This window comes from Pirellulales bacterium (assembly GCA_035546535.1).
GTDB lineage: Bacteria > Planctomycetota > Planctomycetia > Pirellulales > JACPPG01 > JACPPG01.
This window is the reverse complement of the sequence record DASZWQ010000202.1, coordinates 1-6310: the sequence shown is the minus strand read 5'-3', so window position 1 is coordinate 6310 and position 6310 is coordinate 1. Positions and strand designations below refer to the sequence as shown.

Here is a 6310-nt window from a genome sequence, read left to right as displayed (position 1 = left end):
CGCGACAGCCCAGTGCGACGTTGTGCTTCAGCAATTCCTTCTTGAGCGCCAGGGAATTGCGGTCGGCAATCTCGAAGGCGACGATGCCGCTGGCTCGTCCAGGCTCACGATGGCTGCGCACCTGGGCGCCAAAGCGACGCAGACGCTCGCACGCCTCGTCGGTCACGGACAGCAGTCGCGTGGCAATTTCCTCCGTCGTATGCCGGGCGAGCAATTCCAGGCTGGCCCCCAGCCCTAAGAAGCCGGAGACGTTGTAGCTGCCCCCCTCGTACCGGGCGGCGGAATCTTTGACGTTCAGCTCGATGCGGCTGTAATCGTTCCCCTGTCGCACGCTGTTCCAGCCCAGGCCGAAGGGACGCAACAGGCCCAGGTGCTCGCGCCGCAAGAACAAGAAGCCGGCTCCCTCGGGTCCGAGCATCCACTTATGACCGTCCGCGGCCAGAAAATCGATCGGCGTTTGACGTACGTCCAACGGGAAGACGCCCAGAGCCTGAATCGCGTCGACGAACAGATACGCGCCCCGCTCATGCGCCAAGGTTGCCAGAGCATCGAGGTCATTGCGCCAGCCGTGGGCGTAGTTGACCCAACTGACGGCGATCAGCCGGGTGCGCGCGTCGCAGGCTTTCGCGATCGCGTCGAGCTCCACGCGTCCCTCGTTCGTGGCCACGCGCCGGCACTCGACCCCGCGGCTATCCAGGTTCATCCAGGGATACTGGTTCGAAGGAAATTCATCGGCCAGCGTAACCAGGTTGTCCCCTTCGCGCCACGGAAAGCCCTCGGCCACGAAATTGATGCCCTCGGTCGTGTTGCGGACGAGCGCCACTTCCGCAGGTTCGGCCCCCAGTAGCGCCGCGCCGCGGCGGCGAACTTCTTGCAACTGGGCCGACCAGTCGGTCCAGCCGGTGTCTCCGTTCTCGGTCATGTCGTCGGCCCAGGCCGTGATTGCCGCGCGGGCCGGTTCGGAAAGCGGCGCGACGGCCGCATGATCGAAGTACGCCCAACGCCGCGCGATCGGCATGGCGCGCCGGAGATCTTCCCAAGAACTTGCTGGCGAGAGTTCGGCGGTCATCGGCGTCTACGGAGCAAGGTACTCACCACGGGAGACACGGAGGCGCGGAGAAAAAATGCAGAGTGCAAAATGATGAATGATGAGGGGGAAATACCGTCCATCCTCGCCTCCTTGTTCATCATTCGTCATGCATCATTCTGCATTTCAATACCAGTACGTCGGCCAGTGCTGGAACGTCTCGACGTGGGCTTTGTCCAAGGCTTCGCGGCCGCCGGTTGGGTCGTAGGTCGGGCTGTTCTTGATCTGGTCCTTGGTCAGGTGGACGTGGACCGACGATTTGGCCCAGTCGACGTGGTCCGTCGCGCGCGGATCGATCAGCACCTTCTTGCCCGGTAGCCATTTGCCGGTGTCGACGACCAGGTAGCGCACGTCCCAGGTCGTTTCGTCTACCAAAAAGTCGGCCACGTGCCCCAGTTCGCCATCTTTCGCCTGGACATGATATCCCTTGACCTCGGCGGCACTGCGCAGGTTCGCGTCGCCCGGCCTGGCATCGTCGGCATCGGGGGCTAGCGCGCCTTCGGCGGGCCAATATACCGGCCAGCCATAGTATTTCGACATGCGTTGCTCGTGCTGACGCGACACGGTTTCGTGCGCCTCGATGCCCGGGCTCTTTTCCACCTGGCCTTTGGTGAGAGTGACATCCAATTGCCCCTTGTCCACTTCGACGTGCGCGGCCGAGGCCGGCGAGATGAGCACCAGGCGGCCGGGCAGCCAGTTGCCAGTGTCGACGACAAAGTAGCGAGCCCGCCAATGAATGTCGTCGAAGTAAACATCCGTCAGCGAGCCGATGTTTCCGTCCGTGGCGTGGATGGCGAGGCCTGCCAGCTCCGCAATACTTCGCAGCATATGTTGATCTCCGTCACTTGCGCGTGTGATTTGTCGAGGCCGCACGAACTCCCACAAGCCCCCGCCCGGCCATGCGTGCCACAAAGGTGCAGTTGGCGTGCCGAAATGATGGAGTTCATCGCGAGTGTTGCTCATTGTATCGCATCCTTTTCCGCCCGGTCGACACCAAGGCGGCTGCAAAAAGGATCGCTTTTGCGAATCGGGACTTGCCCGGCGCGCCGGCGCCGGTCTAATTCAAACATATGGCCGACAAATTCGATCAACTGATGCGTACCCTGTTTTCTTCCGGCGCCAGTTACGAGCCGGCGGCCTGGAAGCCGCGTTGCGACGTTTATCGCGGTCCGCACGGCTGGCTGCTGAAATTCGAGCTGGCCGGTGTTCGGCCCGAGGATATTCAGCTCTCGGTGGTCGGCCGGCAATTGGTGCTGCGCGGCGTGCGTCGCGATTGGGCGATGGAGGAAGGGGGCAACTGGTACTCGATGGAGATTTCCTACAATCGCTTCGAGCGCTCGATCGACCTGCCCGACGACATCGAACATTCGGATATCACGAGTGAATATCGCGACGGCATGTTGTTGGTATGCCTGAAAAGTTCGTAGCGCCCCCAAATCGCCTTCCGCACGAAGATTACCGCCATGACTGACGCGCCGCGTTCCACCGTCCTGCCCGCCTTGCCGCTGAAGAGCAACGTCTTGTTTCCGCACCTGCTGCTTCCCTTGGCCGTGGGCCGCAAGAATTCCGTGGCCGCGGTGGACGCGGCTTTATTGACCGAGGATAAGCGTCTGGTCATCGTGGCGCAGCGCGATCCGCTGGTCGAAGATCCAAAAATCGAGGACCTGTACAAGGTCGGCACCTTGGCGGCGATCAAAAAGATGGAACGCGGCGAGGTGGGCCTGCAAATCATCGTGCAGGGGATCGAGCGCGTCGAGCTGATCGAAGCCGTCGAGGCCGAACCTTATTTCAAGCTGCGCGTCCACCCGCTCTCGGAGCCCGCGGACGACGGTACCGAGGTCGAGGCGCTCGGCCGGGCGATGCTCGATCAGGCGGCGGCGGTCCATGCACTGTTGCAGCCCGAGGCTCCGTTTACGGTTCAGCAGATGTTCGCGCAGGTGCCCGATGTGCTGCACCAGGCCTATTTGCTGGCCTCGATGTTGAACCTGGATATCGCGAAATCGCAGGCCCTGCTCGAGGCCAACAGCCGGTCCGAGGCTTTGCGACAGGTGCTCGAGCACCTCACGCACGAGCTACAGGTTCTCGAACTGCGGCAGAAGATCACGAGCCAGGCCCAATCGGAGCTGAGCCGGGAACAGAAAGAATACTTGCTCCGCCAGCAGTTGCGCGCGATTCAGGAAGAGCTGGGCGAGCGCAATCCCGAGCAAGCCGACGCGGCCGAGCTGCGCCGCCGCCTCGACGAAGCCGACCTGCCGGAGAACGTGCGCAAGGAGGCGACGCGCGAGTTGAACCGCTTGGAGCGCTTGCCAACCGCGGCCCCGGACTACCAGGTCACCCGCTCGTATCTGGAATTGATGCTCGAACTGCCGTGGCAGGCCACGACCGAGGACGTACTGGATCTGGCCCGGGCCCGGCATGTGCTCGACGAAGATCACTACGATCTGAAAGAGATCAAGCAACGCATCATCGAGCACCTGGCGGTGCTGAAGCTCAACCCCAATGCCAAGGCGCCCATTCTCTGCTTTGTCGGGCCGCCGGGCGTCGGCAAAACGTCGCTCGGCAAGTCGATCGCGCGGGCCTTGGGGCGCAAGTTCGAGCGCATGAGCCTGGGCGGCCTGCACGACGAATCGGAATTGCGCGGCCATCGACGCACCTACATCGGCGCCATGCCCGGCCGCATCATTCAAGCCATCCGCCGGGCCGGTGTGAAGAACCCGCTCTTGATGCTCGACGAAGTCGACAAGCTGGGGAGCGATTTCCGCGGCGATCCGGCGGCCGCGCTTTTGGAAATTCTCGACCCGGCGCAGAATTTCGAATTTCACGACAACTATCTCGACCTGCCGTTCGATCTGTCGAAGGTGTTCTTCGTGGCCACGGCCAATACGCTCGACCGCATTCCGCAGCCGCTGTTGGACCGCATGGAGCTATTGCGGCTGGCCGGCTATTCCGAAGAGGAAAAGGCGCAGATTGCCCGGCATTACTTGATTCCGCGGCAACTGAGCGAAGCCGGCCTGTCGCCCGAGCAACTGACCGTGCCGGACGATACTCTGGCGCGATTGATCCGCCGCTACACGCGCGAAGCGGGCGTCCGCGAGTTGGAACGCACGCTGGGGCGGCTGGCCCGCAAGGTGGCCGTGCGTTTCGCGGAAGGCAAGACCGATCCGGTGACGCCCCGGCCGCAAGACCTCGGCGAGCTGCTGGGAAAAGAGCGGTTCACGATGGAAGAAATGCGCCGCACGTTGCCGCCCGGCGTGGCGGCCGGCATGGCCTGGACCGAGGCGGGGGGCGAAGTCCTGTACATCGAGGCGGTGCTATTGCCCGAGGGGAAAGGGCTGATGCTCACCGGTCAGCTGGGCGAGGTGATGCAAGAATCGGCCAAGACGGCGCAGAGCTTCATCTGGTCGAAAGCCGCGGAGTTGGGGATTGATCGCGAAACGATCCGCACCTCGGGCGTACACATTCACGTACCGGCCGGCGCCATTCGCAAGGATGGGCCATCGGCCGGAGTGACCATGGCCACGGCGCTGGCGTCGCTCTATAGCGGCATCGCCCCGCGCAGCGATACGGCCATGACCGGCGAGATCAGCCTGACGGGGCTGGTGCTGCCCGTCGGCGGCATCAAGGAAAAGCTGCTGGCGGCGAATCGGGCCGGCATCAAGCACGTGATCCTGCCGCGCGAAAACGGCAAAGACCTCGACGATCTGCCCGACAACGTGCGCGATCAACTCGAAGTGGTCCTGGCGGATCGCATCGAAGACGTTCTGGCCGCGGCGGTGCCGGAGTTGATGGAAAGGGCCGGGGCGGCAGCGGAATAGGGCGTCGAGGTTACTTGTCATGGCCACGATGACATAACGGTTTCCAAGGAAGCATTGGATGGCGTTGATCGACCTTTGGCACTCGGACAGAGATCAGTTTGGCGTGAAACGCGTCGACCAGCTTATTGCATTCGCCGGGGAGGGGCGACTGCGCGATGGGAATTCGACGTCGCGCGAGTTCCGCGAATTGCTCAATGTGACCTCAAGCGAATTAATTGGGCGATGGCTAGATGAGTGCCTCGAAAACAGGTTTCAAGACTTCGGCTTCGTGCTTCAGGACCTGGTAAACGAGATTGGGCGACGCCTGGGGTTCAATGTAACTAACGGCGTTTATCGCGGTCACACCAATGAAGGTTACGATGGACTATGGAAGCTCGCCGATGGACGCGCGATACTAGTCGAGGCAAAAAGCTCAACGGCATACTCGATCGACCTTGACCGCATTTCCGAGTACCGAAATCAGGCTGCACCGCTCGTTAGGACGAGCCCACAGAACATATCAATACTCATCGTCGTGGGTCCTGAAGAGACCGCTAGCTTCGAAGCTCAGGTTCGTGGCAGTCGCTATGCCTGGGATGTTCGAATCCTCGGCGTTAAGGCATTGTATCGTCTCTTGAAACTCCGCGAGACGCTCGACGACGAAAATGTCGAAAGGCAGATTCAAGGAATTCTTCTTCCGCAAGAGTTCACGAGATTAGACAGCATTATCGATCTCGTGTTTGCGACGGCTGAGGATGCGCAAGTTAACGACGGCCCGGAGATCGATACAGCAGTAGATGATGTCCCGGCAGCACGTGATATAGCACCCGCTGCCTTTCACGCGGACGTCCTTCCGAAACTGGAAGAATTCTTCAAACAACCGTTGGTCAAGAGGTCGCGCGTCCTATGGATATCGCGCGACGAGTCCGTATTGGTGTCGTGCCAGGTGTCGAAGCACTTTGGTAAAGGCAAGCTTGATTATTGGTTTGGCTTGAAGCGATCTACGAAAGAAACACTTAAAAAGCATGGGAATGCGTTCTGTGCGTTTGCGCTCGGCACGCCGGACAAAGTTGCAGTCATGCCATTTTCGGAACTAGCCAAGTTTCTTGACGGCATGTTCACATCGCCGGACGAGGATCAGGGCATACGGCACTGGCACGTGAGGTTTTCGAATACTCAGGGCGGAGTATCATACTAGTCAACAGAGATCGCGATCAATTCGATGTGACCCGTTTCTTATTACCGGGCCAGCCGACGGGCGCAAAAAAACAGCCGCCAGGCGGGGCAGTTACCTGACGGCTTCTGCGGGCGTCGTTCCTAAGAACACCGCCCTGCATTCGTAATGAATATCAAAAGGTGCGGCAGAGGTCGGCTGCTCGCTCGGCCTCTACCGCGATACAAGTCGCCGCTTGGCCGGCTACTTGTTTTG

5 protein-coding genes are annotated in these 6310 nt (G+C 61.0%); 3 read left to right on the top strand and 2 right to left on the bottom strand.

The features are described from left to right. Together VHD36_23405 and VHD36_23400 are read right to left on the bottom strand one after the other, a co-directional pair. A partial coding sequence (locus VHD36_23405; GenBank protein HVU90298.1) for an aminotransferase class V-fold PLP-dependent enzyme occupies positions 1 to 1069 on the bottom strand: 1069 nt, incomplete at its 3' end. Between the two features lie 144 nt (positions 1070 to 1213). Beyond that, on the bottom strand, positions 1214 to 1915 hold the full coding sequence (locus VHD36_23400) for a PRC-barrel domain-containing protein (protein ID HVU90297.1): 702 nt from the start codon (positions 1913 to 1915) through the stop codon (positions 1214 to 1216). A 266-nt stretch (positions 1916 to 2181) separates the two neighbouring features. Between VHD36_23400 and VHD36_23395 the strand changes: the two genes are divergently transcribed. The 3 genes from VHD36_23395 to VHD36_23385 are packed head-to-tail and all read left to right on the top strand — an operon-like array spanning position 2182 to position 6079. Next, entirely contained in the window at positions 2182 to 2514 is a 333-nt protein-coding gene (locus VHD36_23395; GenBank protein ID HVU90296.1) for an Hsp20/alpha crystallin family protein, read from the top strand. A gap of 36 nt (positions 2515 to 2550) precedes the next feature. Continuing rightward, positions 2551 to 4902: an endopeptidase La gene (gene lon, locus VHD36_23390; GenBank protein HVU90295.1), complete on the top strand. Its 2352-nt coding sequence runs from the start codon at positions 2551 to 2553 to the stop codon at positions 4900 to 4902. Between the two features lie 58 nt (positions 4903 to 4960). Further along, positions 4961 to 6079, top strand: a complete 1119-nt coding sequence (locus tag VHD36_23385; protein HVU90294.1) for a hypothetical protein — start codon at positions 4961 to 4963, stop codon at positions 6077 to 6079. Positions 6080 to 6310: the final 231 nt, after the last annotated feature.